At 73.4% G+C, this 25,203-nt stretch carries 22 protein-coding genes and 1 pseudogene; 8 read left to right on the top strand and 15 right to left on the bottom strand.

Annotated elements, in window-relative coordinates; all coding sequences use genetic code 11:
- Positions 1–35: 35 nt before the first annotated feature.
- Both ACGFQ9_RS09020 and ACGFQ9_RS09015 read right to left on the bottom strand, forming a co-directional pair.
- Positions 36–1,616, bottom strand: coding sequence for an ABC transporter permease (locus ACGFQ9_RS09020; RefSeq protein ID WP_393572689.1), 1,581 nt, complete (start codon positions 1,614–1,616; stop codon positions 36–38).
- On the bottom strand, positions 1,613–2,626 hold the full coding sequence (locus ACGFQ9_RS09015; protein WP_393572687.1) for an ATP-binding cassette domain-containing protein: 1,014 nt from the start codon (positions 2,624–2,626) through the stop codon (positions 1,613–1,615). Before ACGFQ9_RS09015 ends, ACGFQ9_RS09020 begins: the two co-directional genes overlap by 4 nt.
- 71 nt (positions 2,627–2,697) lie before the next feature.
- On the opposite strand from ACGFQ9_RS09015, the gene ACGFQ9_RS09010 reads away from it, so the two are divergent.
- Entirely contained in the window at positions 2,698–3,189 is a 492-nt protein-coding gene (locus ACGFQ9_RS09010) for a GbsR/MarR family transcriptional regulator (RefSeq protein ID WP_393573017.1), read from the top strand.
- Between the two features lie 223 nt (positions 3,190–3,412).
- Here the strand turns inward: ACGFQ9_RS09010 and ACGFQ9_RS09005 are convergent, their stop codons facing one another.
- The gene (locus ACGFQ9_RS09005; protein ID WP_393572686.1) at positions 3,413–4,294 is read right to left on the bottom strand and encodes a diacylglycerol kinase; all 882 of its coding nucleotides are present in this window, start codon (positions 4,292–4,294) and stop codon (positions 3,413–3,415) included.
- Between the two features lie 185 nt (positions 4,295–4,479).
- On the opposite strand from ACGFQ9_RS09005, the gene ACGFQ9_RS09000 reads away from it, so the two are divergent.
- Both ACGFQ9_RS09000 and ACGFQ9_RS08995 read left to right on the top strand, forming a co-directional pair.
- Complete coding sequence (locus ACGFQ9_RS09000; protein ID WP_393572684.1) at positions 4,480–5,763, top strand: adenylosuccinate synthase; 1,284 nt, start codon at positions 4,480–4,482, stop codon at positions 5,761–5,763.
- Positions 5,764–5,898: 135 nt separating this feature from the next.
- A complete protein-coding gene (locus tag ACGFQ9_RS08995) occupies positions 5,899–7,977 on the top strand; it encodes an NACHT domain-containing protein (protein ID WP_393572682.1) in 2,079 nt (692 codons plus the stop codon).
- A 25-nt stretch (positions 7,978–8,002) separates the two neighbouring features.
- Here ACGFQ9_RS08995 and ACGFQ9_RS08990 read toward each other — a convergent pair whose 3' ends face one another.
- Positions 8,003–8,656 carry a LuxR C-terminal-related transcriptional regulator gene (locus ACGFQ9_RS08990; RefSeq protein WP_393572680.1) on the bottom strand — a complete coding sequence of 218 codons (654 nt, stop codon included), beginning with the start codon at positions 8,654–8,656 and terminating at the stop codon, positions 8,003–8,005.
- A complete protein-coding gene (locus tag ACGFQ9_RS08985) occupies positions 8,641–9,894 on the bottom strand; it encodes a histidine kinase (RefSeq protein ID WP_393572679.1) in 1,254 nt (417 codons plus the stop codon). The genes ACGFQ9_RS08990 and ACGFQ9_RS08985 overlap by 16 nt, the downstream gene beginning before the upstream one ends.
- On the opposite strand from ACGFQ9_RS08985, the pseudogene ACGFQ9_RS08980 reads away from it, so the two are divergent.
- A pseudogene (locus tag ACGFQ9_RS08980) lies at positions 9,879–10,295 on the top strand (VOC family protein); the annotation flags it as partial. The gene ACGFQ9_RS08985 and the pseudogene ACGFQ9_RS08980 overlap by 16 nt on opposite strands.
- A gap of 340 nt (positions 10,296–10,635) precedes the next feature.
- Positions 10,636–11,433, top strand: a complete 798-nt coding sequence (locus ACGFQ9_RS08975) for a hypothetical protein (protein WP_393572677.1) — start codon at positions 10,636–10,638, stop codon at positions 11,431–11,433.
- A gap of 27 nt (positions 11,434–11,460) precedes the next feature.
- On the opposite strand, the gene ACGFQ9_RS08970 is transcribed toward ACGFQ9_RS08975, so the two are convergent.
- A complete protein-coding gene (locus ACGFQ9_RS08970) occupies positions 11,461–11,868 on the bottom strand; it encodes a hypothetical protein (RefSeq protein WP_393572676.1) in 408 nt (135 codons plus the stop codon).
- A 280-nt stretch (positions 11,869–12,148) separates the two neighbouring features.
- Between ACGFQ9_RS08970 and ACGFQ9_RS08965 the strand changes: the two genes are divergently transcribed.
- Positions 12,149–12,952 (top strand): hypothetical protein, encoded by an 804-nt coding sequence (locus ACGFQ9_RS08965; protein WP_393572675.1) that lies wholly within the window; start codon positions 12,149–12,151, stop codon positions 12,950–12,952.
- 86 nt (positions 12,953–13,038) lie between these two features.
- Here ACGFQ9_RS08965 and ACGFQ9_RS08960 read toward each other — a convergent pair whose 3' ends face one another.
- The 4 genes from ACGFQ9_RS08960 to ACGFQ9_RS08945 form a co-directional block, all read right to left on the bottom strand.
- The gene (locus ACGFQ9_RS08960; protein WP_393572673.1) at positions 13,039–13,917 is read right to left on the bottom strand and encodes an alpha/beta hydrolase; all 879 of its coding nucleotides are present in this window, start codon (positions 13,915–13,917) and stop codon (positions 13,039–13,041) included.
- A gap of 322 nt (positions 13,918–14,239) precedes the next feature.
- Complete coding sequence (gene kynU, locus ACGFQ9_RS08955; RefSeq protein WP_393572672.1) at positions 14,240–15,445, bottom strand: kynureninase; 1,206 nt, start codon at positions 15,443–15,445, stop codon at positions 14,240–14,242.
- Positions 15,438–16,286, bottom strand: coding sequence for a tryptophan 2,3-dioxygenase family protein (locus tag ACGFQ9_RS08950; RefSeq protein WP_393572671.1), 849 nt, complete (start codon positions 16,284–16,286; stop codon positions 15,438–15,440). The genes kynU and ACGFQ9_RS08950 overlap by 8 nt, the downstream gene beginning before the upstream one ends.
- A gap of 215 nt (positions 16,287–16,501) precedes the next feature.
- A complete protein-coding gene (locus ACGFQ9_RS08945; protein ID WP_393572670.1) occupies positions 16,502–17,278 on the bottom strand; it encodes a VOC family protein in 777 nt (258 codons plus the stop codon).
- A 146-nt stretch (positions 17,279–17,424) separates the two neighbouring features.
- Between ACGFQ9_RS08945 and ACGFQ9_RS08940 the strand changes: the two genes are divergently transcribed.
- Both ACGFQ9_RS08940 and ACGFQ9_RS08935 read left to right on the top strand, forming a co-directional pair.
- Positions 17,425–17,844, top strand: a complete 420-nt coding sequence (locus ACGFQ9_RS08940) for a DUF3151 domain-containing protein (protein WP_393572668.1) — start codon at positions 17,425–17,427, stop codon at positions 17,842–17,844.
- Between the two features lie 155 nt (positions 17,845–17,999).
- Positions 18,000–19,181: an IS701 family transposase gene (locus tag ACGFQ9_RS08935; RefSeq protein ID WP_393573015.1), complete on the top strand. Its 1,182-nt coding sequence runs from the start codon at positions 18,000–18,002 to the stop codon at positions 19,179–19,181.
- Between the two features lie 95 nt (positions 19,182–19,276).
- Here the strand turns inward: ACGFQ9_RS08935 and ACGFQ9_RS08930 are convergent, their stop codons facing one another.
- The 5 genes from ACGFQ9_RS08930 to fbaA form a co-directional block, all read right to left on the bottom strand.
- Positions 19,277–21,343, bottom strand: coding sequence for a helix-turn-helix domain-containing protein (locus ACGFQ9_RS08930; protein ID WP_393572666.1), 2,067 nt, complete (start codon positions 21,341–21,343; stop codon positions 19,277–19,279).
- Between the two features lie 97 nt (positions 21,344–21,440).
- Positions 21,441–21,914, bottom strand: a complete 474-nt coding sequence (locus tag ACGFQ9_RS08925) for a hypothetical protein (RefSeq protein ID WP_393572664.1) — start codon at positions 21,912–21,914, stop codon at positions 21,441–21,443.
- Positions 21,915–22,191: 277 nt separating this feature from the next.
- Positions 22,192–22,923, bottom strand: coding sequence for a BTAD domain-containing putative transcriptional regulator (locus tag ACGFQ9_RS08920; RefSeq protein ID WP_393572662.1), 732 nt, complete (start codon positions 22,921–22,923; stop codon positions 22,192–22,194).
- Between the two features lie 170 nt (positions 22,924–23,093).
- The gene (locus ACGFQ9_RS08915; RefSeq protein ID WP_393572660.1) at positions 23,094–23,807 is read right to left on the bottom strand and encodes a ScbR family autoregulator-binding transcription factor; all 714 of its coding nucleotides are present in this window, start codon (positions 23,805–23,807) and stop codon (positions 23,094–23,096) included.
- 310 nt (positions 23,808–24,117) lie between these two features.
- Positions 24,118–25,140: a class II fructose-bisphosphate aldolase gene (gene fbaA, locus ACGFQ9_RS08910; protein WP_393572658.1), complete on the bottom strand. Its 1,023-nt coding sequence runs from the start codon at positions 25,138–25,140 to the stop codon at positions 24,118–24,120.
- Between the last annotated feature and the right edge of the window lie 63 nt (positions 25,141–25,203).

Genomic DNA, 25,203 nt, shown 5'->3' with positions numbered 1-25,203 from the left:
CGCCGTCAGCCCGCTTCGGCCCTCGTCGGCCCGCGTCAGCCCGTCATGTCGCGGCGGCGCAGGGCCGCCAGGCCGGCCGCGGTCACGGCCGCGGCGAGGGCGGTCAGCAGGAGCAGCGGGGTCCAGGACGGGTCCGCGGTACCCGGCAGCCTGGGCAGGTGGGCGAAGGGCGAGAGGTTCAGGACGGCCTGCGGGAGGTTCAGCGCCGGGCCGATCCAGCCGAGGGCCAGCACGATCCCGGCGACGGCCCAGGCGGCCGGCGCGTACCGGGGCAGCGCACCGTGGAGCAGCACCGCCACGGAGCCGATCAGCCACACCGCGGGCAGCTGGGCGAGCGCGGCCCCGACCGCCCCCGCCACATCGGCACCGTGTCCGAGGCCGATCCCGAGCCCGCCCAGGGCGAGGATCCCGGCGGCTCCGCCGAAGGCGACGGCGAGGTGACCGCCGGCCCACGCCAACCGGCTCACCGGGGCGGCGAGCAGCCACTCGGCGCGCTGCCCGGTCTCCTCCCCGTGCAGCCGGAGCACCGAGGAGACGGCGTAGAGAGCGGCGACCAGGCCCAGCAGCCCGGTGACCGACGCGAGGAAGGCCTCGGTCAGGTCGGTCTGCCCGCCCATGCGCTCGAAGATCTCGCGGGTCCGCTCGTTCCCGCCGACCAGGTCGGCGGCCCCGTCGGCCATCCCGCCGAACACGAGCCCGGCGAGCAGGAAGCCCGCGCCCCAGCCGGCCGCGCTGCCGCGCTGCAGCCGCCGGGCCAGTGCGCCCGCCGAGCCCAGCCGCCCCTCGGCCGGACCCGGACGGCCCGGCAGGAAGCTCATGCCCACGTCCCGCCGTCCGGCCAGGGCGTACCCGAGGAGGGCCTGCACGGCCACGGCGGCCGCGAGCAGGCCGAGCACCCACCAGCGCTCGCCGGTGTCGGCGAAGGCCCGTACGTTCTCCAGCCAGCCCAGCGGCGAGGCCCAGGTCAGCGCCGAGCCGCCGGCCGCCTGCCCGGCGTCGCCTGCCGCCCTCAGCACGAAGGCCGCGCCCAGCACCGCGGCCGTGATGCCCTTGGCGGCCCGCGCGCTCTCGGTCAGCTGCGCCGCCAGGGCGGCCGTGGTCGCGAACAGCATGCCGGTGCCGGCGACCGCGAGGCCCAGGGCGAGGGCACCGTCCACCCCCTGTCCCGCGAGGCCGCCCGCGATCAGCAGCCCGAGCAGGCCGTTGGCGGTCAGGGCGGCGAGCAGGGCCGCGGTGAGCGGGGCCCGCCGGCCCACCATGGCGGCGGACAGCATCTCCTGACGTCCCGTCTCCTCTTCCTCCCGGGTGTGCCGGACCACGATCACCAGGCTCATGACCGCGGCGAGCACTCCGCCGTAGACGCCGATCCGCCAAGCCGTCAGGGCGCCGAGCGAATCGCCGGACACCGGCCCGTACAGGGCCCGCATGGAGCTGTTGGCATTCATCGAGGCGGCGATCGCGGCCCGCTCGGCGGCGGTCCGGTAGATACTCCCCAGCGAACCCGGCATGCTGACGACGACCAGCCCGGTCATCAGGATCCAGGCCGGCATCACGATGCGGTCCCGGCGCAGGGCCAGCCGCAGCAGGCTGCCGGTGCCCGCGAACGGTCGCTTCATCGCGCGCTCACCCCGTCCGCGTCCGCGGCGTCGGCATCGGCATCGGCATCGGCATCGGCATCGGCATCGGCATCGGCATCGGCATCGGCGTTGGCATCGGCGTTGGCATCGGCGTTGGCGTAGTGCCGCAGGAAGAGTTCTTCGAGGGTGGGCGGGGTCGAGGTGAGCGACCGTACGCCCGAGGCGGCCAGGGAGCGCAGGACGGCGTCCAGCCGGTCCGTGTCGGCCTGGAGGCGGACCCGGGTGCCCGCGCCGCCGTGCGCGCTCCGGACGTCCAGGTCGTACACACCGGGCAGGTGGGCGAGCCCGTCGGGCGGGCCGGCGAGGTCCGCGGTGACCGAGGTCCGGGTCAGGTGGCGGAGCTCGGCGAGGGAACCGCTCTCCACGGTCCGCCCGTTGCGGATGATGCTGACCCGGTCGCAGAGCGCCTCCACCTCGCTGAGGATGTGCGAGCTGAGCAGGACGGTCCGGCCGGCGTCCCGCGCCTCGGCCACACAGCTCCGGAAGACCTCCTCCATGAGCGGGTCGAGGCCGGAGGTCGGCTCGTCCAGGACGAGCAGCTCGGCATCGGAGGCGAAGGCCGCGACCAGGGCGACCTTCTGCCGGTTCCCCTTGGAGTAGGTCCGGCCCTTCTTCGTCGGGTCGAGCTCGAAGCGTTCGACGAGCGCGGCCCGCCGCGCCGTGTCGAGTCCTCCGCGCAGCCGGCCGTAGAGGTCGATGACCTCCCCGCCGGAGAGGTTGCGCCACAGGGTGACGTCGCCGGGGACGTAGGCGATGCGGCGGTGCAGCTCGACGGCGTCGGCCCAGGGGTCGCCGCCGAGGAGTTCGGCGGTGCCGGAGTCGGCGCGCAGCAGGCCCAGGAGGACCCGGATGGTGGTGGACTTGCCGGCTCCGTTGGGGCCGAGGAAGCCGTGGACCTCGCCGGTGGCGACCGACAGGTCGAGACCGTCCAGTGCGCGGGTGCGGCCGAACGCCTTGTGGAGTCCGGCGACACGGATTGCCTTCGTCATGTTCCGAACGTACGCTGATTTCACAAATTTGTGAAGCTCTGGAATCGCGTAAAGTCGGGGGCGTGACGGAGATGGATGAGACGGCCGGGAGCGCCGAGGCGGTATCCCGCTTCGTGGAGCGGTTCGCCGGACAGCTGACCGACGCGGGCATGCAGCGGATGGCGGCACGGGTCTTCGCGGCCCTGCTGGCGAGCGACGAGGCGAGCATGACCTCGGCGGAGCTGGGCGAGGCGCTGCGGATCAGCCCGGCGGCGGTGTCGGGGGCGATCTCCTACCTGTCCCAGGTCGGAATGGTCAGCCGGGAGCGCGAGCCGGGGTCCCGGCGGGACCGGTACGTGCTGCACAACGAGCTCTGGTACGAGACGTTCACGCGGCGTGACCAGGTGCTGGGCATGTTCGAGAAGACGTTGCGGGAGGGGGCGGCCGGCCTCGGGGAGGGGACTCCTGCGGGGGTCCGGCTCTCCGAGACGGCGGCGTTCTTCGAGTTCCTCCAGGGCGAGATGCACTCGATGCTGGAGCGGTGGCGGGTGCACCGGGCCGGGCTGGGGCTGCCATCGGCTTAGCGGGTACGGGCGCCGCCCGGCCCGGAGCCGGGCTCCATCGGGCCGGGCTTCGCAGCCTCGGCGGGCTGCGGTGTCAGGACACGCTGCGCGACCGGTGCGCGCCGTCGTGCCGTGTGCCCACCCTCCCCCAAGCTCTCGACTCCGCTCGAGCAGGGGGTACCCCCATCGCCCTGCGGCACGCCTGCCCACACGGCGGTGCCGCACGCCTGCCCACAACGGCGGGTCAGTCCGGGCGAGGCACCGTCAGGGACCAGGCGGCCGGGCGGAGGGTCCAGGTGCGGCGGCGGACCGGGCCCGTCACCGTGTGGTCGGCGCGGTAGCGGAAGTCCGCGCCCGACACCGTCACCGAGCGCGCCAGGGCCGTCACCGGGCGGTCGGAATCACCCGTCCGGACGACCACCTCGGCCAGCCCTTCCCGCCGCGCCACCGACACACCCGCCACCGGCCGGTCCACATCGGCCAGCAGCACCCCGTCGGCCTCCACCCGCAGCCGGTGCGCGCCGGCGCCGCCCGGGGCCGGCGTCCCGCCCACCGGAGGGCGCACCAGGGTCCGCACCAGTGACCGGCAGGCGCTCCACACCGACCGCTGGGCCCCCGGCCGTACGGCACCCGGCCGGGGCACCCCGGCCGGCCCCGCCGGCCCTCCGGGCCCCGGCACCGCCGACGGGATCCGCAGCGCGCCCAGCACCACCCCGTCGCTGTCGTCCACCAGCAGGTCGTGCGTCCGCACCGCGCCGTCCAGCACGGCCCGCGCCGCCGCCACCGCACCCGCGGGGACCCCCAGCGAATGCGCCAGCGCCAGGGCGGGTGCCGGTCCCACCGGCACCAGGGACAGCGCCCCGGCCGCGGCGAGCGCCCGCTCCCGGTGGAGCAGGCCCACGGCCCGTACGAGCGCCCGGTCGTCCCCCACGATCACCGGACGCCGATGGCCCCTGCGGGCGAGCGCCCGCGCGAACTCCTCAGGGCTCTCGGGGAGGCAGATCTTCGCCGCCGCCCCCGCACTCAGCACGTCCTTCGCGATCCGCACGGACTCGCCGTCGAGACGGCGGGCGACCGGGTCGACGAGCACCAGCAGGGCGCCCGCCGGCGCACCCGCTTCGCTCATGGTGGGCTCTGGAGCCGACACCTCGGTCCTTCCTCGGGTAGCATCTTTGTGCAAGAGCCCCTTGCGCTATTGCGCCAGGGGCTTCGTCTATTCCGGGGCAACCGGTCCGACGGCTCAGCCTGCGGTGTACATCGTCGTACGCCCCCTGACCTTGGACATGCCCCATCCGGAAGAGGTGTACGCCTGTGCCCGCTCTTGTGCTGCTCGGAGCCCAGTGGGGTGACGAGGGCAAGGGAAAGGCCACCGACCTCCTCGGTGGCTCCGTCGACTATGTGGTCCGCTACCAGGGCGGCAACAACGCCGGCCACACGGTCGTCGTAGGTGACCAGAAGTACGCGCTTCACCTGCTCCCTTCCGGAATCCTCTCGCCCGGCTGCACCCCGGTCATCGGCAACGGCGTCGTCGTCGACCCGTCCGTGCTGCTGTCCGAGCTCCGCGGTCTGAACGAGCGCGGCATCGACACGTCCAAGCTCCTGATCAGCGGAAACGCGCACCTGATCACGCCCTACAACGTCACCCTCGACAAGGTGGGCGAGCGCTTCCTCGGCAAGCGCAAGATCGGCACCACCGGTCGCGGCATCGGCCCGACCTACGCCGACAAGATCAACCGCGTCGGTATCCGGGTCCAGGACCTCTACGACGAGTCGATCCTCACCCAGAAGGTCGAGGCGGCGCTGGAGGGCAAGAACCAGTTGCTCGCCAAGCTGTACAACCGCCGCGCGATCGAGCCGGCGCAGATCGTCGAGGAGATGCTCCAGTACGCGGAGCAGATCAAGCCCTACGTGGCCGACACCACGCTGATCCTGAACAACGCGCTCGACGAGGACAAGGTCGTGCTGTTCGAGGGCGGCCAGGGCACCCTGCTCGACGTCGACCACGGCACGTACCCGTTCGTCACCTCCTCGAACCCGACCGCGGGCGGCGCCTGCACCGGCACCGGCGTGGGCCCGACGAAGATCTCCCGGGTCATCGGCATCCTGAAGGCCTACACCACCCGTGTCGGCGCCGGTCCGTTCCCGACCGAGCTGTTCGACCAGGACGGCGAGGACCTGCGCCGCATCGGCGGCGAGCGCGGTGTGACCACCGGCCGTGACCGCCGCTGCGGCTGGTTCGACGCCCCGATCGCCCGCTACGCGACCCGCGTCAACGGCCTGACGGACTTCTTCCTCACCAAGCTGGACGTCCTGACCGGCTGGGAGGAGATCCCGGTCTGCGTCGCGTACGAGATCGACGGCAAGCGCGTCGAGGAGCTCCCGTACTCGCAGTCGGACTTCCACCACGCGAAGCCGATCTACGAGACCCTCCCGGGCTGGTCCGAGGACATCACCAAGGCGAAGACCTTCGCCGACCTGCCGAAGAACGCGCAGGCGTACGTGAAGGCGCTGGAGGAGATGTCCGGCGCCCCGATCTCCGCGATCGGCGTCGGCCCGGGCCGCACCGAGACGATCGAGATCAACTCCTTCCTGTAGGGGCCTGATCCGAAGGGGCGGCGTGCCGACGGGCACGCCGCCCCTTCGGCATCCCACGACGCACATCCGGCCTTCCTGCCCCGATCCGCCGAAACGGCTGCCGGACCGGCCCGCCACTCGGCAGACTTCATGGTCATGGCAGCGGGGGGCTCCTACCGGGGCGGCGTGTGGAAGATCGTGGCCGCGGGCTTCGCCCTCGTGGCCGTGGGGTTCGTCGCGCTCCGCCAGACCCCGCCGTTACGGGACAGCCCCCTGGCCGACATCGCCGCCGTGGCCACCGGAGCGGCCTCCGCCTGCATCGCCGCGTACGCCGTGCTGCTCGGCCGCCGGCAGGAGCAGGCGGACCGCGGCCGCCGGCTGGCCGACTTCAAGAACCAGGTCGACAAGCAGCTGCTCGCCGCGCCCCGCGGCTGGTTCCCCGGCTCCGGCAACACCATTCCCGTCGGCTTCGAGGACGCCTCCCGCCCCGGGACCACCGTGGCCGAGCCCCTGGGCGCGTACTTCACCAGCCTGCCGGCCGGCCGGAGCCGCCTGGTCGTCCTGGGCGACCCGGGCTCGGGGAAGACCGTCGCCGCCACCCAGCTGATGGCCCACCTGCTGGAGCACTGGAAGGACGGCGGGCCGGTCCCGGTCCGCATCCCGCTCTCCACCTGGAACACCGAGCGGCCGCTGCGGAACTGGCTCGCGGACTACCTGACCGAGATCAGGCTCACCCCGTCCCGGGCCGTGGCCCACGAACTCCTCGACGCCCGCCTCGTCCTGCCGATCTTCGACGGTCTCGACGAGATGGACCCGCCGGACGCCCCCCTGCGCGACACCCGTGCGCTGAGGGCGCTGGAACGGCTCGACGCCGAGTACGACGGGCGCACCGGCAAGGCACCGCTGGTGGTGGTCTGCCGGACCGACCGCTACCGGAACCTGGCCCGGAAGGTCCGGCTGCGGCAGGCCACGACGGTCACCCTCCAGCCGCTCACCAGCGAACAGCAGCTCGCGTTCCTGCGCGAGAGCGGTCTGACGGACGAGACCGGGCAGTGGCTGCCCGACTGGCAGCCGGTCGTCGACGCCCTCACCTGGAGCGGGAACCCGCGCGGACTGGCCCGCGTCGTGCAGACCCCCTGGCGTATGGCCCTCCTCACCACCGGCTACACCGAACGGGTCGACTACCGCCCGGCGCGCCTGCCCGGCGCGCTGCTCGCCATGCCGGCCCACGCGGTCCCGGACCACCTCCTGGGCCTGTACGTCCGGGCCGCGACCCGGGCGCACAACCTGCGGCCGGGACCGGGCCGCAGGCGGCGGCGCGACCCGGAGAAGGTCGAGACCGCACTGACCGTCCTCGCCCGGCACCTGCGCAACGGCGGCCGGGACCCCGAGGAGCGCCGGCCGGGGGACGAGGTGGTCGCCGAGACCGACCTGGTGCTGCACCGGCTCTGGCCGATCGGCAGGTTCCAGGTCGCCCTGGGCGAGGTGGTCCTCTTCTCCCTTCCGTTCGTCATCGGGATCGTGGTGGCGGACCGGCTCGGCTTCACCATTCCGCAGGGCAGCCCCCTCGCCTTCGTGGTGGCGTTCTTCCTGATGTCCGACCTGCCGCAGCTGGTCATGAACCGCCGCCGCCGTCAGCCCGTGCCCCGCCGGCTGCACTGGCGGCGGCTCGTCGACCCCGGTTACGTCGGCGCCGGCCTGCTGGGCGTGCTCGGCTTCGGCCTGTACGTATGGGACCAGCTGGGGGACCGTCCCCTGCTGGTCACGGCGGTCACCCTCGGCTACGTGGCGCCGGTCCCGGTGCTGCTGGCGGGCCGGCACATCGCCGACCACCCGCAGGCCACCCTCACCGGCCCCCGCGACCCGCTGCGCGCCGAACTGAGGTACGCACTCGTGCTCGCGGCGACGGGATCACTGGCCGGAGGTGCCTTCGCCGCCCAGTTCCTGGCCGACGCACGGGGCTTTGGCTACGGGGCGGTGATCGTCGCCCCGCTGGTCCTGGGCCTGGCGGCCCCCGCCTGGCGCCGCCACCTGGCGTTCAAGGGCTCCATGAGCGGCGAACTGCCGCTCCGGCTCGGCGGTTTCCTCGACTGGTGCTGCGAGGCGGGGCTGATGCGCGTCGAGGGATTCGCGTACCAGTTCCGCCACCGAGAGCTCCAGGACTGGCTGGCGCGGCCGGACCCGGCGGAGGAGGGTCCGGCGGAGCAGCCGGCCGCCCCGTCCGCCGCAGGATGACCCGCGCGGCCGTCACGCCCGGCCGTCACGCCCGGCCGTGGTCGAGGTAGGCCAGGACGGCCAGCACGCGCCGGTTGTCGTCCTCGGAGACCTCCAGGCCGAGCTTGGCGAAGATGTTGGAGGTGTGCTTGGCCACCGCCCTTTCCGTCACCACCAGGTGCGCGGCGATGGCGGTGTTGGAGCGGCCCTCGGCCATCAGCTCCAGCACCTGCAGCTCCCGCGGGGTCAGCGCGGCCACCGGCCCGTCCTGGCCGCGGCGGGTCAGCAGCTGCGAGATGACCTGCGGGTCCATGGCGGTGCCGCCCGCCGCCACCCGGCGTATCGCCCCGGTGAACTCCTCCGCGTCGAACACCCGGTCCTTGAGCAGGTATCCCACCCCGCCGGCGCCGTCCGCGAGCAGCTCCCGCGCGTACAGCTGCTCCACGTGCTGGGAGAGCACCAGCACCGGCAGCCCCGGCCTGGCCCGCCGGGCCGCCAGCGCGCACTGCAGGCCCTCGTCCGTGTGCGAGGGCGGCAGCCGTACGTCGACCACGGCGACGTCGGGCTGCGACTCCGCGAGGGCCCGTGCCAGTTCGGGCCCGCTCTCCACCGCCGCCGCGATCTCGAACCCGTGCGCCTCCAGCATGCGCACGAGCCCGTCCCGGAGCAGGAAGAGGTCCTCGGCTAGGACAACACGCAAGGGATCTCCATGGTCACCATGGTGGGACCGCCCGCGGGGCTGCTGACGGCCAGGACACCGTCGAATGTACCGAGTCGGCGCTCCACCCCCACCAGTCCCGAGCCGCCGCCGATCGCCGCCCCGCCGCCCCCGTTGTCGGTGACCGAGACGCGCAGTGAGCCGTCCGCATGGCTGATGTCCACCCACACCCGTTCCGCCTCCGCGTGCTTGACCGCGTTGGTGAGCGCCTCGCTGACCGCGAAGTACGCCGCCGCCTCGACGGGTGCCCCGGCCCGCCCGGGCAGCTCGACCGTCACCTCGACGGGCAGGGGGATCCGCAGCGCGAGCGCCCGGACCGCGTCGCCCAGGCCGCGCTCGGCGAGCACCGGCGGGTGGATGCCCCGGACCAGGTCGCGCAGTTCGGCGAGCGCCTCGGAGGAGTTCTTCCGGGCCTCCACGAGGAGTTCCCTGGCCATGGCCGGGTCCTTCTCGACCACCGCCTCGATGGTGTTCAGGTGCATGCCCATGGCGACCAGGCGGGCCTGCGCCCCGTCGTGCAGGTCCCGCTCGATCCGGCGCAGCTCGGCGGCGGAGGAGTCCACGGCGTCGTGCCGGGTCTCCGTCAGCCGGTCGATGCGCCGGTTCAGTTCGGCGGTCAGCGGGCGGTCGAGCAGCGCCCTGGCCAGCAGGAAGTGGCCGCGCAGCAGCCGTTCGCCGTTCCGCAGCGTCAGGTGCAGCACCACGAGTCCCAGGACGCCGGCGGCGTACGCGGTGGCCTGGCCCTCCACCATGAGGAATCCGTACGGGAACGCGATGTCGTGGACCACCAGCCGCCACATCCCGGCCGCGAGGGCCAGTCCCTCCGCCGCGAACAGGAACAGCGTGAGCGGCAGGACCGCGGTGAACCAGCCGGCCCACATGTCCAGGAACAGCCACCCCAGGTCACGCCAGGTGGCCGGGTCCCGCAACAGGGCCGCCGACCGTTCCAGGTACGCCGGGTAGCCGCTGCCGCGGACCTCCGGAAGGGGCCGGTAGCCGGCGGCCATCGCCACACCCGACAGCTCGGCGGCCAGCTTCCGCCGCCGGTCGGCGTGCGCGCGGACCTGCGCCACCACGCCGGGCAGGGCGAACAGCCCGCCCACCGGGAGCAGCAGGATCGCCGCGACGCAGCAGATGAACAGCAGCGCCGAGACCGGCATGGCCTGCCACGACAGCCTGAACCCGTCCGTGGCCGCCCGTACGGATGCGCGTGCCCTCATGTCCGTCCCCGTTCTCCCCCGGGCAGCCCTTCCGCCCCCCGTTCCGGGACAAGTCTCCGGCCCGGAACGGGAAAGATCACGGGGCCCGGACACCCACCGGTGGTGTACCTGGCAACACCTCCGGCCGGTGTCCGCGCCCGGGGTCAGGCACAGGCGCGTCGCCGCGCCGGCCGTGGTGCGAGCATGTGGGCATGCCCATGGTCATCAAGGATCTCGTCATCGACTGTGCGGACCCGCAGCGCGTGGCGGCCTTCTGGTCCGCGCTGCTGGACCGGCCCGTCGCGGCCGCGATCGGCCCGTACGTCTTCCTCGCCCGCGGCGACGGCCCGGGACTGGCCTTCCAGAAGGTCGACCGCCCCACGACCGGCAAGAACCGCATACACGTCGACCTGGCCTCCCCCGACCCCGCCGCGGAACAGCAGCGCGTCGAGGCCCTCGGCGGCCCGTCGGCTGGAGGAGTACGCCGGGGGCGGCTTCCTGGTGATGGCCGACCCCGAGGGGAACGAGTTCTGCATCATCCCCGAGGGGCCGTTCGACGTCGACGACAGCGGCCGCGCCGGCTACCTCGCCACGCCGACGCCCTAGCGGGACCCCACCGGCACCACCCTCACCCGGCCGGGCCCGGGCCCGTGTCACGGTTCCGTCGGGAACGTCATGGCTCGGCACCGGCGGCCGCCGGCCTCCTCAACGGATCCTCGCACCGGTCCTACGGTGTGCGCACGAACCTTCCAGGGGGACCCCATGCGCAGATCCGTCGTCGCCGCCACCGTCCTCACCACCCTCGCCCTGTTCCTCGGACCTGCCGCCACCGCGCGGGCCGACGTCGCGAGCCCGCCACGGATCCTCGGCGGCACCGTCCACGCCGCCGACTTCGCCCTCGGCCCGGGCGACAGCCGGACCTTCTTCGTCTCCTTCGACGCCGAGGACGACTCCGGCATCAGCCGCAACAACGCCGAGGCAGACCTGCTCGGCCCGGCCGGCCGCCAGCTCCAGGCCGACCCGCGGCAGGCCGGCACCGACATCTGCACGCCCCACGCCGACAACCCCAAGCGCTCCACCTGCCGGTTCACCTTCACCGTGCGGGGCAACAGGTGGTCCCTGACCAACGCCGACGCCGGGCTCCACGAGCTGTACGTCCTGGTCGCCGCCAACGACTGGGTGCCGAGGGAGGAGGGGGGCCTGGTCACCGACGGCAGGTTGGACAGCATCCGCATCAAGCGCAAGGCCCAGCTCACCGCCGACGCCTTCCCCGAGCCGCCGCGCCCGGGCCATCCACTGGGCGTCGTGGGCAGGCTCACCCTCGCGGACTGGGACAACGGCGGCTACACCGGCGCACCCGAAGGACTCCCGGCGCGGCTGGTCTACAAGGCGGACGGCAGCACCCGGTACGAGTACCCCGCCGACCTGACGACCGGCCGCGGCGGCGTCCTCGCCACGGCCGTCCCGCCCCGCCCGGACGGCATCTGGTGGCTGGCCCACGACGGCACCGACGCCACGCCCTGGGTCTACTCCGCCGCCGACCACGTCGACATGCCGTGACCTCCGCGCCCCGGCACCCCCGTCCCGTCAGGCGGCGTCGAGCGCTGCGGTGATCTTGCGCGCCATTTCGGTCAGGCCGGGACCGGGCTCGCCCTTGCGGGCCCGGGCACCCGCGTCGAGGGCGACGAGGACGGTGCTCCGGAAGTTCTCGGCCTCCGCCGGATCCTGCTTCTTGAGCAGGAGCATCGATTCGGTCAGGGCCGGCAGCACGAGGTCGGCGAGCTCCGCCGTGGACTTGACGTTCAGCTTGATGTCGTTGGACTTCTCGGCGAGCACGTACCCGACCGGGCCGATCGAGGAGTACAGCGCAACGCTGCCGTGGGTGGCGACCTTGTGGGGAGAGCCGGCGGCGTCGGCGGCGGCCAGCAGCGAGACGGCGCCGTACGCGGCGGTGCGCAGGGTGTTCTTGTCCTGGTTGGTCAGGGTGAGAGACATGGTGGTGCGCTCCTTCGAGTCCGTTTCGGTTCCTGATCTCCGCGGTGGTGGTTGCCCGCCCCCGCGTTCATGGCACCATCGTGGCACATCAATGGCGCCATTGCGAGCCACCAACGACGATGCGTGTGCCATTGATGGCGCCATCACCCGGTCGGCAATGATGAAGTTGCAGCTCAGAGCACATTTCAGGGTGGCGCCAACGCGATCGAAAAATCTCTCAGAACCCCTGGATGGCGCGCGCCGATGGCGGACTGGCCCGAACGGTGTGCAGGGTGGAGGGGTGAGGACCGAGGCGTACGGCTCCGAAAAGGGCGGCGTGGCCGGGTTCCTGGAGAACCCCGTCGTCGGCATGGCGCCGTGGATCATCTTCTCGCTGCTGGTCGGACCGGGCCGGTTCGAGCTCGCGGTCGGGCTGGCCCTGCTGAGTGCGGTGGCCCTGGTCGTGACCGGGAGGATCGTCAACCGCGGCAGCTCCTGGAAGATCCTGGAGATCGCGGACGTCGTCTTCTTCGCCGTCCTGGCCGTCATCGGCGCGTTGGCGAGCGACGGGACGCTGCGCTGGCTGGAGACCTATGCCGGGGAGCTGTCCAATATCGCGCTCACCCTGATCGCCTTCGGCTCGATCGCGGTCGGGGTGCCCTTCACGATCCAGTACGCGAAGGAGCAGGTGGACCCGGCGCTCTGGGACACGCCCGCGTTCCTGCGCACCAACCGGATCATCACGGCCGCGTGGGGCCTGGCCTTCCTGGTCGCGGCGCTCGCGGGTGCGTACGGCGACCTGGTGCTGCACAACCCGGACAACCTGTGGACCGGCTGGGTCATCCAGATCCTGGCGATCGTCGCAGCGGTGAGGTTCACCGTCTGGTACCCGGACGTGGCACGGGCCCGCGCGCGCGGCGAACGGCCACCGCACACGGCCGGCTTCCTGGCCGTCCTGGCCGGGCTGCTGGTGCCGGTGGGCATCATCGTGCTGATCTTCGAGGACGGCCTGTGGTGGCTGGGTCTGGTCCTGATCCTGGGCGGCGGCTATCTGGCGAAGGTGCTGACGAACACGGCTAGCGCGAGCTCGCCGCCCAGCCCGTGAAGTCCGCCCAGGCGGCGGGGGCGAGGGCGAGCGGGCCGATGGCCGGGGCCCGGATCGGAGCACCGGTTCGTGCACGGGCTACTGCTTCACCAGGCCAGCTGGGCGATCTCCTCCGCGACCACCGCGCAGGCGTCCGCCGCCGGGTCGATGAGCGGGAAGTGACCCACGTCGGCCAGCAGGGTCAGCCCGACCGTCTCGCCCGCCTTGGCGGCCGCAGCGACGTAGGACTCCGCCACCTCCGCCGGGACCACGATGTCCTCGCGGCCGTGCACGATCGTCGTGGCGATGCCGGTCGGGAGCAGCGCGGCCGGGTCGGCGTAGGGCAGGCGGGCAGGGAACAGCGCTTCCCCGCCCAGGAGCTGCGCGGAGGCGCCACCGCACACACCCAGCTCCTCGGCGACCGTGAAGTCCGCGATGGGGGCCAGTGCCACCACGCCGCGCAGCTGCGGCGGGGAAGGCAGCTTCCAGGAACCGGGGGCGTCCGCGGGCAGGACGTGTCGGGCGGCGGCCCACAGCGCCAGGTGGCCTCCGGCCGAGTGGCCGGTGATCACGGTGCGGCGGAGGTCGGCCTGCGGCAGGTGGACGGCGGCCAGCTCCGGGAGGGCGTCCATCGCGGCGGCCACGTCGTCGAAGGTGTCGGGCCAGCGGCCGGCCACGGGTCCGGCCGAGCCCTGGTGCGGCAGCGCGCTGCCGCGCCGGTACTCCACGTTGGCCACCGCGAAACCGCGGCGGGCCAGGAAGTCCGCGAGGGGGGTGATGTGCTGCCGGTCGTACGGGGCGCGCCAGGCTCCGCCGTGCAGGACGACGACCAGAGGAGCCTCGCCGGCACCGTCGCGCGGGGCGTAGAAGTCCACCACGTGGTCCGGGTGTTCGCCGTACGCGGCGGTCGCGTCCGGAGTCACCGGCGGGTGGGAGAAGGCCGACGCGGACTCGGCGGCGTCCCGTTCGACTGCGGGGTCCGTCATCGACTCGACACACACCTCTCACCACGGGTACACGCGGGTACACGGCTGCACGCTGCCGGACAGGTGGATCCGACCGGCCCCCGAGCACTACGCGGGGGACAGCTGGGACACATGTTCCGGGCAGCGGGAAACTATCAGGCACCGGGCGGCCCGCAGAAGAAATACGAGGAGCACACAAGAAGCACGGCCGGAGCACGGCACCTGCCTGCCCGCCGCCCACCGGCCGCCCACCAGCCGCCCGTCCCGCCCGCCCCTTTGCCCCGTTTCCTTCGGGCCGGGGCAGGCGAGACGTTTCACCAGTGGTGCATGTCCCGCGTGATCATCACCCGTAGATGTGACCCAGCGTCCGGGCGGCCCGCTCGGCGTCGGCGAATCCGACGTACAGCGGGGTGAACCCGAAGCGCAGCACGTCGGGGGCGCGGAAGTCGCCCACCACGCCGCGGGCGACCAGCTCCCGCATCACGCCGGCCGCGTTCTCGCTGCGCAGCGCGATCTGGCTGCCGCGCTCCGCGTGGGCCTTCGGGGTCACGCACTCCACCCGTCCGGCGGGGACGTACGCCTCGACGCACTCCAGGAAGAAGTCCGTCAGGGCGAGGGACTTGCGGCGGACGGCCTCGACGGAGACGCCCTCCCAGACGTCCAGGGACGCCTCCAGGGCCAGCATGGACAGGATGTCCGGGGTGCCGACCCGGCCGCGCACCGCGCCCTCGGCCGGCACGTAGTCCGGCGTCATGGCGAAGGGTGCGGCGTGCGAGTTCCAGCCGGGCAGCGGGGAGTCGAAGGCCGGCTGGTGGCGTGCCGCAACGTACAGGTAGGCCGGCGAACCCGGGCCGCCGTTGAGGTACTTGTACGTGCAGCCGACCGCGAGGTCCACGCCGTTCGCGTCCAGCTCCACCGGGAGCGCGCCCGCGGTGTGGCAGAGGTCCCAGACCACGAGGGCGCCCGCCGCGTGCACGGCGGCGGTGAGGCCCGGCAGGTCGTGCAGCCGGCCGGACAGGTAGTCGGCGTGGTTGAGCAGCACCGCGGCCGTGCGCGGGCCGAGCACCGACGGGACCTCGCCCGGCTCGACCGGGACCACCTTCAGCCCCGTCATACGGGCCGCCGAGGCCGCGATGTAACCGTCCGTCGGGAAGGTGGTGGCGTCCACGACCAGCTCGTCACGCCCCGCACCGGCCGAGTCGGCCACCAGCCGGGCCGCGCCCACCAGCGCCTTGAAGACGTTCACGCTGGTCGAGTCGCCGACCACGATCTGGCCCGGTGCCGCGCCGACCAGCGGGGCGATCCGGTCGCCGATCCGCTCGGGGGCCGTCCACCAGCCGCTCTCGTCCCAGGAGCGGATCAGCAGCTCGCCCCACTGGCGGTCGACGACGTCCGCGACCCGGCCGGGGACACCGGCGGGCAGGGCCCCCAGCGAGTTCCCGTCCAGGTAGACCAGACCGTCCGGCAGGGTGAACCGCTCGCGCAGCTTGCCGAGCTCGTCCTCGGCGTCCAGGACCTCGGCGCGTATGGAAAGGGAGGTCTCAGACATGGCTGCGGGCCGTCCACAGCTCGGGGAACACGTTCTTCGCGGCACGCTTCTCCAGCCACGACACTCCGGCCGAGCCGCCCGTGCCGGTCTTCGCGCCCATCGCCCGGCGGGTGGCGACCAGGTGGTCGTTGCGCCAGCGCCAGACCAGTTCGGCGACGTCCGTCAGGGCCTCGCCGAGCCGGACCAGGTCGGCACGGTCCGCCGGCTCCGCGTAGAGGCCGGCCCACACCGCCTCCACCTCGGGCGAGGACTCGTAGCGCCGGGACAGGTCCCGGTCCAGCACGGCGGCCGGCACCGGCAGGCCGCGGCGGGCCAGCAGGCGCAGCACCTCGTCGTACAGGCTCGGCTCCTGGAGCGCCTTCTCCAGTTCCGCGTGCACCCGGGGCGCGCCGCGGTGCGGGACCAGCATGGACGCCGACTTCTCGCCGAGCAGGAACTCCATCCGGCGGTACATCGCGGACTGGAAACCGGAACCTTCGCCGAGTGCGGCCCGGTAGGAGTTGAACTGGCCCGGGGTGAGTTGCGCGAGCGGCCGCCAGGACTGGTTGAGGGCCTCCAGCTCACGCACGGATCGTTTCAGCGCGTCCATCGCCACGTCGAGCCGGTCCTCGCGCAGCGCGCGGGCCGCGGTCTCCCACTCGTGGACGATGACGGTGAACCACAGCTCCATCACCTGGGTCGTGACCAGGAAGACCATCTCGCCCGGGTCGTCCGAACGGGGGTGCTGGAGGTGGGTGAGGACGTCCGCCTGGACGTAGTCCTCGTACGGGGTAGTGCCCGCGAAGTCGAGGTTCGGGGTATCCGAACCGCCCACTCCGGAGGCATCAAGGGAATGCGACATCGCTGTCTCCTCGACACGAACTTCCGGGTAGCGGTCCGCTCCTTCCTGATGGGAAAAGTGGAGCCCCGGTCCCCTGCCCGCATCATATGCCCGGGTTCGCGCAGGGGAACCGTGTGAAGCCCGCCACTCTTGCCACGTACGAAACGGGCACCCCGTACGCCGCACGCACACCGGCACGCCCCTGCGCCGCGCCCGCGACGTGCCCGCGCCGGACCCTAGCTCTCCACCTCGTCCAGGGTGAACAGCCCGCCGTCCGGATCGCTCACCGTCACCCGGGCCGGCCCCTCCTCCTCCACCACCGTGCCCCCGTGCGCGTTCACCGCGGCCGTCGCCGCCACCAGGTCCGGCACCTTGAAGTGCACCAGCCAGCGGGGCCGCCGCTGCGGCTTCGGGGACGCCGCCTCCACCGGCCCGCTGTTCAGCCGGGCCACCGGAGTACCGCTGCGCCGCAGTACGACCTGGTCCTCCTCGTACGAGACCTCGCAGCACCCGGTCGGATCGTCGACGGTGGCCCACTCCAGCACCTCGCCGTAGAAGAACGCGGCCTCGAACGCGTCGCGCGTGTGCAGTTCCAGCCAGGCCGGGGCGTCCTCGCCGACCCGCCACCGCTCCTCGATCGTGCCCTCCCAGAGCCCGAACACCGCCCCCTCCAGGTCGGTGGCGAGCGCCGCCCGGCCCCGCGGCTGGTACGACACCGGTCCGACACCGACCGTGCCGCCGCGCTCCCGGACCCGGGCCACGGCCTGATCCGCGTCGTCGACCGCGAAGTACGGTGTCCAGACCACCGGTACGGCGAGCTCCCCGGCCACCGCCCCGATGCCCGCCACCGGAACCCCGTTGTGCTCGGCCACCGAGAACGCCCGGCCGAAGGTGTCCCGGCGGAAGGTCCAGCCCAGCACCTCCCGGTAGAACCGCTCCGCGGTGTCCCGGTCGCGCGCCGTGAGACTCAGCCAGCACGGTGCTCCCAGCACGTCCGACGTCATCAGCACCATCACGCCACCTCCTGCACCACGAACGGCATCACGCGCGGAATCACGAGCGGGATCACGCCATCTCCAGCCTGCCTGGCGATCCGTCCCGTGCGCATGCCCAGGAGCACCGCGTCCAATCGCCGGGACCGCGCTGGCAGACTGCCACCATGAGCATTCACCAGAACCTGCTCGGCGGGCCCGACCCGACCTACCTGCAGGAGAACACCGACGCGCAGAAGCTGCTTGCCGAGGGCGCGTCCCCCGCCGAGGTGGCGGCCCGCTTCCCGACCTTCTCGCTCGCCTGGGCACAGCTGGCCGAGGAGGCCGCGAAGGCCGGCAGCACCGTGGAGTCCTACGCATACGCCCGTACCGGTTACCACCGGGGCCTGGACGCGCTCCGCCGGTCCGGCTGGAAGGGGCACGGCCCGGTCCCGTGGGAGCACGAGGCCAACCGGGGCTTCCTGCGCTGCCTCGCGGCCCTCGCCCGGGCGGCGGGCGCCATCGAGGAGACCGACGAGGCCGAGCGGTGCCGCCAGTTCCTCAAGGACAGCAGCGAGACGGCGTACGCCGAGCTCCTCGCCGCCTGACCGGCGGCCGTAAGCGGAACGCGGACCCCGGTCCCGGTGTGTGGGCTCCCCACCACCGGGGCCGTCAGGTCGGTGCCCGGCGCACCTCCCCCAGCAGGCCGCTCCACAGGACCGTGGAGGGGCAGTCGAACAAGGGGGAACGTTCCGTGAGCACCATGACCGTCGCCATGACCACCGCCGCGACTACCACCGCGCCCCCGGGCGCCCTCCTGCGCCGCCGCACGGTCCGCCGGGACCCGGCCCTCGACGTGGGCGAGGAACTCTGCGCGGCGGTCCTGGGCTCCCTGCGCCGGCGCGACCAGCGGGAGAAGGGCCGCCAGTACGTGCTGGGCCTGCTGGCCACCCGGGGACGCAAGTCGATCCGGAACATCGCCACGCACACCGGCGGGGTGGGCGCCGAGCAGAGCCTCCACCACTTCATCTCCGACTCCACCTGGGACTGGCAGCCCATCCGGTCCGCCCTCGCCGAGTACCTGGGCCGGCTGTCCCCGCTCACCTCGTGGGTGGTCCAGCCGATGTCGATCCCCAAGGGCGGCGAGCAGTCGGTGGGCACGGGCCACCGGTTCGACCCCCACCGCGGGCAGATGTTCCGCGGCCAGCAGGCCTTCGGGGTGTGGTTCTGCTCCCCCGAGGTGACCACTCCGGCGGGCTGGCGGATGTTCCTCCCGGAGGAGGACCCCTCGGGCGCGCCGGCTGCCGGCGTGGACTCCGGCGACCGGTCCTACGAGGAGTGCGCCGCCACCGCCGCGCTGGACATGGTGCGGCAGACGGGGCTGCCGGCCCGCCCGATCGTGCTCGACGTGCGGGGCATCGGCACCCGCGCCACGATGAACCGGTTCACCGAGGCCGGCCTGCCCGTGCTCGCCCGGATCGACCCCGGCACCCGGCTGCTGGTCACCGACCCGGCGCTGCCCGGACACGGTGCCGGCACCCTGGCCGCGCGGGACGTGCTGCGCAACGTACGGGGGCTGCGGCTGCCGGTGAAGTGGGCCGATCCGCTGAGCCAGGGACGGTGGCGGACCTCCTGGGTGTCGGCCGTGCGGGTGATGATGCCGGACCCGTCGCCCGCCCGGCGCCGCCACCTGATGCTGATCGGGGACTGGGTCGACCCGACGCAGCCGCCCGCCGAGCTGTGGATCACCGACATGCTGCGGCCGCCGGCGGCCGCGCTGCTCCGCATGACGAAGCAGACCCGGCGGGTCACGGACGCGTCCCGGCACAGCGCGCAGGAGATCGGCCTGCGGGACTTCTCCGGGCGGTCGCTGTCCGGCTGGCACCGGCACGTGACGATGGCCTCGGTGGCGCACGCGGCCCGGGCGCTGGCCGAAATCGAGTAGGCCGTTCCGGTGCCCCGGTCCGGCCGGGGCACCGGAACGGACCTGATCACCGGAACGGACCGGGTCACCAGGAGGAACAGGTCACCGGGACGGCCTCAGCGTGACGGCCGGCCCGCCCGGCCGCGGTGCAGGGCCTCGCGGGTGCGCTGGAGCCGCAGCGCCATCTGGATCTCCAGGGACCGGGCCGGTTTCTGCCAGTCCTCGCCGAGGAGCTCCGCGATCCGCTCCAGCCGCCGCGAGACGGTGTTGGGGTGGACGTGGAGCGCCTCGGCGGAGTGCATGGGGCTGCCGCCGGACTGGAAGTACGCCTCCAGCGTGCGGGTCAGCTCGGTGAGGCGAGCCTCGTCGTAGTCCAGGACCGGCCCGATGGCCGAGCGGACGAACGCGTCCACGTCGTGGTCGGCGGAGAGCAGCAGGCCGACGAAGCCGAGGTCGCGCATGGACGCCGTCCCGCCCGCCCCGTCCAGCGCGGTCAGCACCTCCAAACAGCGCACGGCCTCCTCGTAGACCCGGGCCACCGAGGTGACCCCCGCTCCGGGGCCCGCGGCTCCGGTGGAGACGGGCCCGCCGACCAGCGGGGTCAGCTCCGCCGAGGCCCGGCGGGCGACGGCGGAGGCGTCGGTGCCGGGCAGCAGCAGCACCACGCAGCCGCGCCGGACCGCCCGGAGGCCGCCCATCCGGTACGCGTAGGAGCCGGCCCAGGCCACGGCCTTGCCGAGGTCCCCGCCCTCCGGCCGGGCCACCACGACCACGTGGGGCGCGTCGGGGTCCATGCCGAGCCGTACCGTGCGGTCCCGCAGACGGTCGTCCGTGTGCTCCGCGTAGCCGGAGTGGTCGAGCAGCTCCTGCAGCAGTTCGTCGCGTACCGGGCGCTCGACGGTGCTGCCGCGCCGGATCAGGGTCAGCGAGGCCACCGACAGCGCGGCGAGCTCCAGCAGCCGTACGTCCTCGTCGGTGAGCGGCGCCGACGCACGCAGCACCAGGATCCCGAGGTCCTCCGCCCCGGCGGTCACCGCGGCCACCCACACCTCGCCGGGCAGTCCGACCGGGCGGCCCCCGGTGTGCGCGCGGAGCGCGGCGCGGGCGACGGCCTCCTCGTCCAGGCCGTGGAGGTCTCCGGTGGCGGTGAGCGGCCGCCCGCCGGGATCCCGCACCTGCAGTACGCCGTCCAGCGAGTCGGCGGCGGCCCGGGCCAGGGTGGCCAGCCCGGCCCCGTCGATCACCAGCCGGGTCAGCCGGGCCTGGCAGTCCCACAGGTGGCGGATCCGGGTGAGGGCGGTGTTCGCGGCGGACCCGAACCGTTCCAGTTCGGCGGTCTCGGCCCGGCCCCGCTCGGCCCGGGCCGCCCTGTCCATCGCCACGGCGGCCAGGTCGGCCAGCGGCAGCAGGACCCCGATCTCGTCGGCGGTGAAAGGGCGGACGGTGCGGCGGGCGCCGTAGAGCACCCCCAGCACGGCGTCGCCGTGGCGGATCGGCAGCGCGGCCACGGCGCGCAGCCGCTCACCGTGCACCAGCCCGTCGAGGCCGGGGCTGCGCGGGACGGCCGGGTCGGCGGTGTAGTCGGCGGTCCAGGCGGGGGCGCCGCCGCCCTGGCCGGTGCCGAGGTCGAGGCCCCGGTGGTAGGGGAAGGTCTCGCCCTCGCTGACGCGGAGGTACGAGCCGCCGTCGGGGCGGGCGCAGCCGACCCAGACCATGTCGAGGTCCAGCAGCCGGCGGGCCCGGCGGGCGATCACCCGGAGCAGGGTGTCCGGGTCGCAGGGGGCGGCCAGGTCGTGCACGGTGTCGGTCAGCGCGCCCAGGGCGGCCTCGCGGCCGGCCAGCTGGGTGCGGGCCAGCTCCAGGGCCCGGGCCAGCCGCTCCCGTTCGCCCCCGTCCGCGGCCCCCTCCCCCACCCCGAGCGCCGCCGGCGCCACGGCCGATGCGAGCGCCACGGCCGGTGCGAGCGCCACGGCCGGTGCCACGGCCGCGGCTGCCACGGCTGGTGCCGGTGCGGCCCCCACCGCCGGTGCCCCTGTCGGTGCGGCCCCCGCCGCCTGTGCTCCACTCGGCGTCGCCGGCGGTGCCGCAGCCGCGGCCGCCCGCGCCGGTGCGGCTCCCGGTGCCGTCGCGGCCGTGGTCCCGGCCCTGGTCTCCGTGGCCTCGGCCGGATGCGCCGTTTCCATGCGCCCGCTCCCCGTTCTGTCCCCCCGTTCCGTGGCATACGCACGGAAATCAGCCCGTCGAACGTAGGTTGCTCACGCGGTGTGGTCAAGTGGGGACTCAGCGGGGGCGGATGGCCGGTTCGGGGCGCAGGTCCGCGGGCTCTCGCGGGCCTCCCGGGGCGTTCCGGAGGGCCAGCGCGACGAGGGCGCCCAGCCTGCGGACGGTGTCCAGCGCGTCCTCGTTGGCGCAGGAGGAGTACCAGCCGGGCAGCGGGCCGGGCCGGATCCGGCGCATCCCGAGCCGCCGTACGGTCCCCGCCGCGGCGGCCGCTCCGTCGAGGAAGACCGTGGCGGGCTTGCCCTGCCAGGCCGCGGGACGGGCCTCGGCCGCGTCCGGGAGCGGCGCCCCCAGGACGTACCCGTCGGCGGATTCCAGCGCGGCCCACTGCGCCTCGCCGACGCCCTCGGCGCCGATCAGGACGCTGCGCACACCGCTTTCGGCGACCCCGTCGCGGGCCGCGAAGGCCAGCGGAGACGCGCTGCCCTGCGGGCCGTTGTGGACCACCGCGATCAGCGGCGTCTTCCGTGCCATCCGTTCCGTTCCTCGCCGCCCCGGCCGGCGCCGGCCAGCCCCCAGCCGGAGTCGTCCGCGACGCCGCCCATACCGCATGCACCTCGCTTCGCATAGAAAGATATCCGCCGAATTTTCCGATCTCCAGCCCCGCGGCGTGGCTTGTCAACTCGATCCGTGCGTCGACAACCGATCGTGCGCGTACAGGAATTGACGTCCCGTCGGGCTTACCCGGCCTGCCCGACCTGCACCGGACCTGCCGGAGCGGCCGGAGCGGCCGGAGCGGCCGGACACCGGGTCAGACGGCCGCACCGCGCAGCAGGGCCCGCCGCACCTCCCGGGCGGAGTCCTCGCCACCCGGTCCGGAGCCGGAACCGACGCCCGTGCCCGCCCCCGGGCCGACGCCGAGCGCGTCCGCGAGTTGCCGGTGCGCTTCCAGGGCCCGGCGGATACCGCCGGTGCGGAGCTCGGTCCGGAGCTCCCGGTGCCGGCCGAGCGCCAGCCGGGCCTCCACCCACTGGGTCAGGACCGAGCGCCGGGTCCGCTCCAGCCCGTCGATCCGCTCGGCGATCCGGGGGCCGGCCACGACGCCGTCGAAGGCCGGCCCCCGCCACAGCGCGAGCGCCCCTCGCAGCCGCCGGGCCGCGGTCTCGAAGTCGCCCCGGGCCATGGCGCGGTAGCCGGCCCCGGCGTCCCGGGTGAACTCGTCCAGGTCGCTCCGGCCGCCTCCGGTGTCGAGCAGGTACCCGCCGGGGCGGGAGACCAGCACGGCCTCGGGGGTACGCCGGCCGCGCGGGTCCGCGGCGCCGGCCAGCAGGTCGCGCAGCTGGCGGACACAGGCGTGGAGTACGGCGCGGGTGCGCTCGGCCGGGGTGTGGACGGCGAGTTCCCCGGCCAGCACCGAGGCGGGGACCAGCTGGTCGGCGTGGGCGGCGAGCACCGCGAGGACCTGTCTCGCGTGCGGTTCGGCCGGGACGAGCAGTACGCCGTTCTCCCGGACCCGCAGCCCTCCGAGCGCTTCGATGTCCACGACACTCCCCCCGGTGCGCGCCCCGGACGCGCATCCTCGACAGATGCTTCCCGACGCTCCCCCGGCGGACGCGTCCGGCTCACGCTCCCCGATAAAAAAGATTACTGCTATCTTTTTTCCCAGAGCATACCCATCATCCGGATTCCGGACATTGAGGACAGCAGGCGGGGTCATTCACCGGCCGGGCGTACCAGCCGGTCTCCACAGCCACACGCCCGCTCCCCGTCCGGCCCGTGCAGGGCACGCGCCCCGCGGCCGGGCGCGGTGTCCAGCCGGACCGCCACCGCAGGCAGCACCAGGCCTGCCATGACCGAGGAGTAGAGCGCCGACACCTCTCGGTCCAGGTCCAGCCCCAAGGTGTGCGCCATGACGTTCAGTCCGGCGAACGAGCCGACGACCGTCCGCGCGGGCTGGGCCGGGTCCACGTGCGCCGGCAGCTCGCCCCGGGCCTTGGCCTCGGTGAGCAGCCGGGTGTGCAGGTCGATCCAGCCCCGGTAGGGGGCGGCCCGGTCCAGACCGCGCCCGCCGTTCTCCAGGGTGAGCCGCGTACTGCCGCGCAGCAGCACGTCGTGGCGGAGCCGGTGCGAGAGGATCATGCCGACGTCGACGAACTCCTGGACCCTGAACTCCTGCGGCACGTAGACCGGTTCGATGGACACCTGGGCCTCCATGACGGCCTGGGCGAGTTCGTCCTTGGAGTCGAAGTGGAAGTACAGGGCCCCCTTGGTGACCCGGGCGAGGGAGACGATGTCGGAGAGCTTCGCCGCCTCGTAGCCGCGCTCCTCGAAGACCACCGCGGCCGCCTCCAGAATGGCCTGCCGGGTCCGCACGGCCCTGTCCTGCCTGGCCCGGTCCTGCCCGGCCCCGGGTCGTTCCGTGCTCATGCGCCGTGTGGCCCCTCTCCGCACCGCAGCCAGATACATACCTGACGGTATGATTCCACACCCACCGAGGTCGTGATCCTCGGGTTCCCCCGGCCCCCATGCCCGATTCCGGACCCTGGAGCGGCGCCACGGCCTGCGGATGAGGCGCAAACCTTTCCATCCGGGTGATCGACAAACCCCGGAGAATGTTTCACTGTGATCATGAGGCCATGCGGAAGGGCCCCGGCCCGCCCGTCGGATGACAGGCGGGCCGGGGCCCTTTCGCGTACGGCTCCGCCGGCGGCCGATGCCGCCCCGGCCGGTCGCTCCGTTACTTCAGCTTGGTGCCGGTGGAACGCAGGTTCGCGCAGGCCTCGGTGACGCGCTTGGCCATGCTCGCCTCGGCCAGCTTGCCCCAGGTCCGCGGGTCGTAGGTGGACTTCCTGCCGACCTCGCCGTCGACCTTCAGCACACCGTCGTAGTTCTTCAGCATGTGGTCGGCGACCGGGCGGGTGAAGGCGTACTGGGTGTCGGTGTCCAGGTTCATCTTCACGACGCCGTTCTCCAGCGCGGTGGCGATCTCCTGCTCCGTGGAACCGGAACCGCCGTGGAAGACGAAGTCGAACGGGCTGGTCTTGCCGTACTTCTCGCCGACGCCCTGCTGCAGGTCCTTCAGGAGCTCGGGACGCAGCACCACGTTGCCCGGCTTGTAGACGCCGTGCACGTTGCCGAAGGAGGCGGCGAGCAGGTAGCGGCCCTTCTCGCCCAGGCCCAGGGCCTCGGCGGTACGGATCGCGTCCTCGACGGTGGTGTACAGCTCGTCGTTGATCTCGTGGGTGACGCCGTCCTCCTCGCCACCGGTCGGGGTGATCTCGACCTCGAGGATGATCTTGGCGGCGGCGGCGCGGGGCAGCAGCTCCTGGGCGATGGCCAGGTTGTCGGCCAGGGTCTCGGCGGAGCCGTCCCACATGTGCGACTGGAACAGCGGGTTGCGGCCGGCCTTGACGCGCTCCTCGGACAGGGCGATCAGCGGGCGGACGTAACCGTCCAGCTTGTCCTTGGGGCAGTGGTCGGTGTGCAGCGCGATGTTGACGTCGTACTTGGCGGCGACGATGTGCGCGAACTCGGCCAGGGCGACCGCGCCGGTGACCATGTCCTTGCTGTGCTGGCCACCCAGGAACTCCGCACCACCGGTGGAGATCTGGATGATGCCGTCGCTCTCGGCCTCCGCGAAGCCGCGCAGCGCAGCGTGCAGGGTCTGGGAGGAGGTCACGTTGATGGCCGGGTAGGCGAACTTGCCTGCCTTCGCCCGGTCGAGCATCTCGTTGTAGACCTCGGGAGTTGCGATAGCCAAGACACAATCCTCTCGTGCGGGTGTTGAGGGCCTTGGGAGAGCCACTGCGCCGTGGCTTGCGGC

It is taken from the genome of Streptomyces sp. NPDC048603, assembly GCF_043199475.1.
GTDB lineage: Bacteria > Actinomycetota > Actinomycetes > Streptomycetales > Streptomycetaceae > Streptomyces.
Note: the sequence above shows the minus strand (reverse complement) of the source record. Positions and strands in the feature narration are given on the sequence as shown.

What these genes read in the sequence shown, in the direction of transcription:
- ACGFQ9_RS09010 (WP_393573017.1), top strand. Translation starts at nt 2,698, where the DNA reads ATGGATGAGACGGCCGGGAGCGCCGAGGCGGTATCCCGCTTCGTGGAG.
- ACGFQ9_RS08950 (WP_393572671.1), bottom strand. Translation starts at nt 16,286, where the DNA reads ATGTCGCATTCCCTTGATGCCTCCGGAGTGGGCGGTTCGGATACCCCG.
- ACGFQ9_RS08915 (WP_393572660.1), bottom strand. Translation starts at nt 23,807, where the DNA reads ATGAGCACGGAACGACCCGGGGCCGGGCAGGACCGGGCCAGGCAGGAC.
- ACGFQ9_RS09005 (WP_393572686.1), bottom strand. Translation starts at nt 4,294, where the DNA reads ATGAGCGAAGCGGGTGCGCCGGCGGGCGCCCTGCTGGTGCTCGTCGAC.
- ACGFQ9_RS09020 (WP_393572689.1), bottom strand. Translation starts at nt 1,616, where the DNA reads ATGAAGCGACCGTTCGCGGGCACCGGCAGCCTGCTGCGGCTGGCCCTG.
- ACGFQ9_RS08940 (WP_393572668.1), top strand. Translation starts at nt 17,425, where the DNA reads ATGAGCATTCACCAGAACCTGCTCGGCGGGCCCGACCCGACCTACCTG.
- ACGFQ9_RS08935 (WP_393573015.1), top strand. Translation starts at nt 18,000, where the DNA reads ATGACCGTCGCCATGACCACCGCCGCGACTACCACCGCGCCCCCGGGC.
- ACGFQ9_RS08925 (WP_393572664.1), bottom strand. Translation starts at nt 21,914, where the DNA reads ATGGCACGGAAGACGCCGCTGATCGCGGTGGTCCACAACGGCCCGCAG.
- kynU (WP_393572672.1), bottom strand. Translation starts at nt 15,445, where the DNA reads ATGTCTGAGACCTCCCTTTCCATACGCGCCGAGGTCCTGGACGCCGAG.
- ACGFQ9_RS08985 (WP_393572679.1), bottom strand. Translation starts at nt 9,894, where the DNA reads ATGAGGGCACGCGCATCCGTACGGGCGGCCACGGACGGGTTCAGGCTG.
- ACGFQ9_RS09015 (WP_393572687.1), bottom strand. Translation starts at nt 2,626, where the DNA reads ATGACGAAGGCAATCCGTGTCGCCGGACTCCACAAGGCGTTCGGCCGC.
- ACGFQ9_RS08945 (WP_393572670.1), bottom strand. Translation starts at nt 17,278, where the DNA reads ATGGTGCTGATGACGTCGGACGTGCTGGGAGCACCGTGCTGGCTGAGT.
- ACGFQ9_RS08960 (WP_393572673.1), bottom strand. Translation starts at nt 13,917, where the DNA reads ATGACGGACCCCGCAGTCGAACGGGACGCCGCCGAGTCCGCGTCGGCC.
- ACGFQ9_RS08970 (WP_393572676.1), bottom strand. Translation starts at nt 11,868, where the DNA reads ATGTCTCTCACCCTGACCAACCAGGACAAGAACACCCTGCGCACCGCC.
- ACGFQ9_RS08975 (WP_393572677.1), top strand. Translation starts at nt 10,636, where the DNA reads ATGCGCAGATCCGTCGTCGCCGCCACCGTCCTCACCACCCTCGCCCTG.
- ACGFQ9_RS08995 (WP_393572682.1), top strand. Translation starts at nt 5,899, where the DNA reads ATGGCAGCGGGGGGCTCCTACCGGGGCGGCGTGTGGAAGATCGTGGCC.
- ACGFQ9_RS08930 (WP_393572666.1), bottom strand. Translation starts at nt 21,343, where the DNA reads ATGGAAACGGCGCATCCGGCCGAGGCCACGGAGACCAGGGCCGGGACC.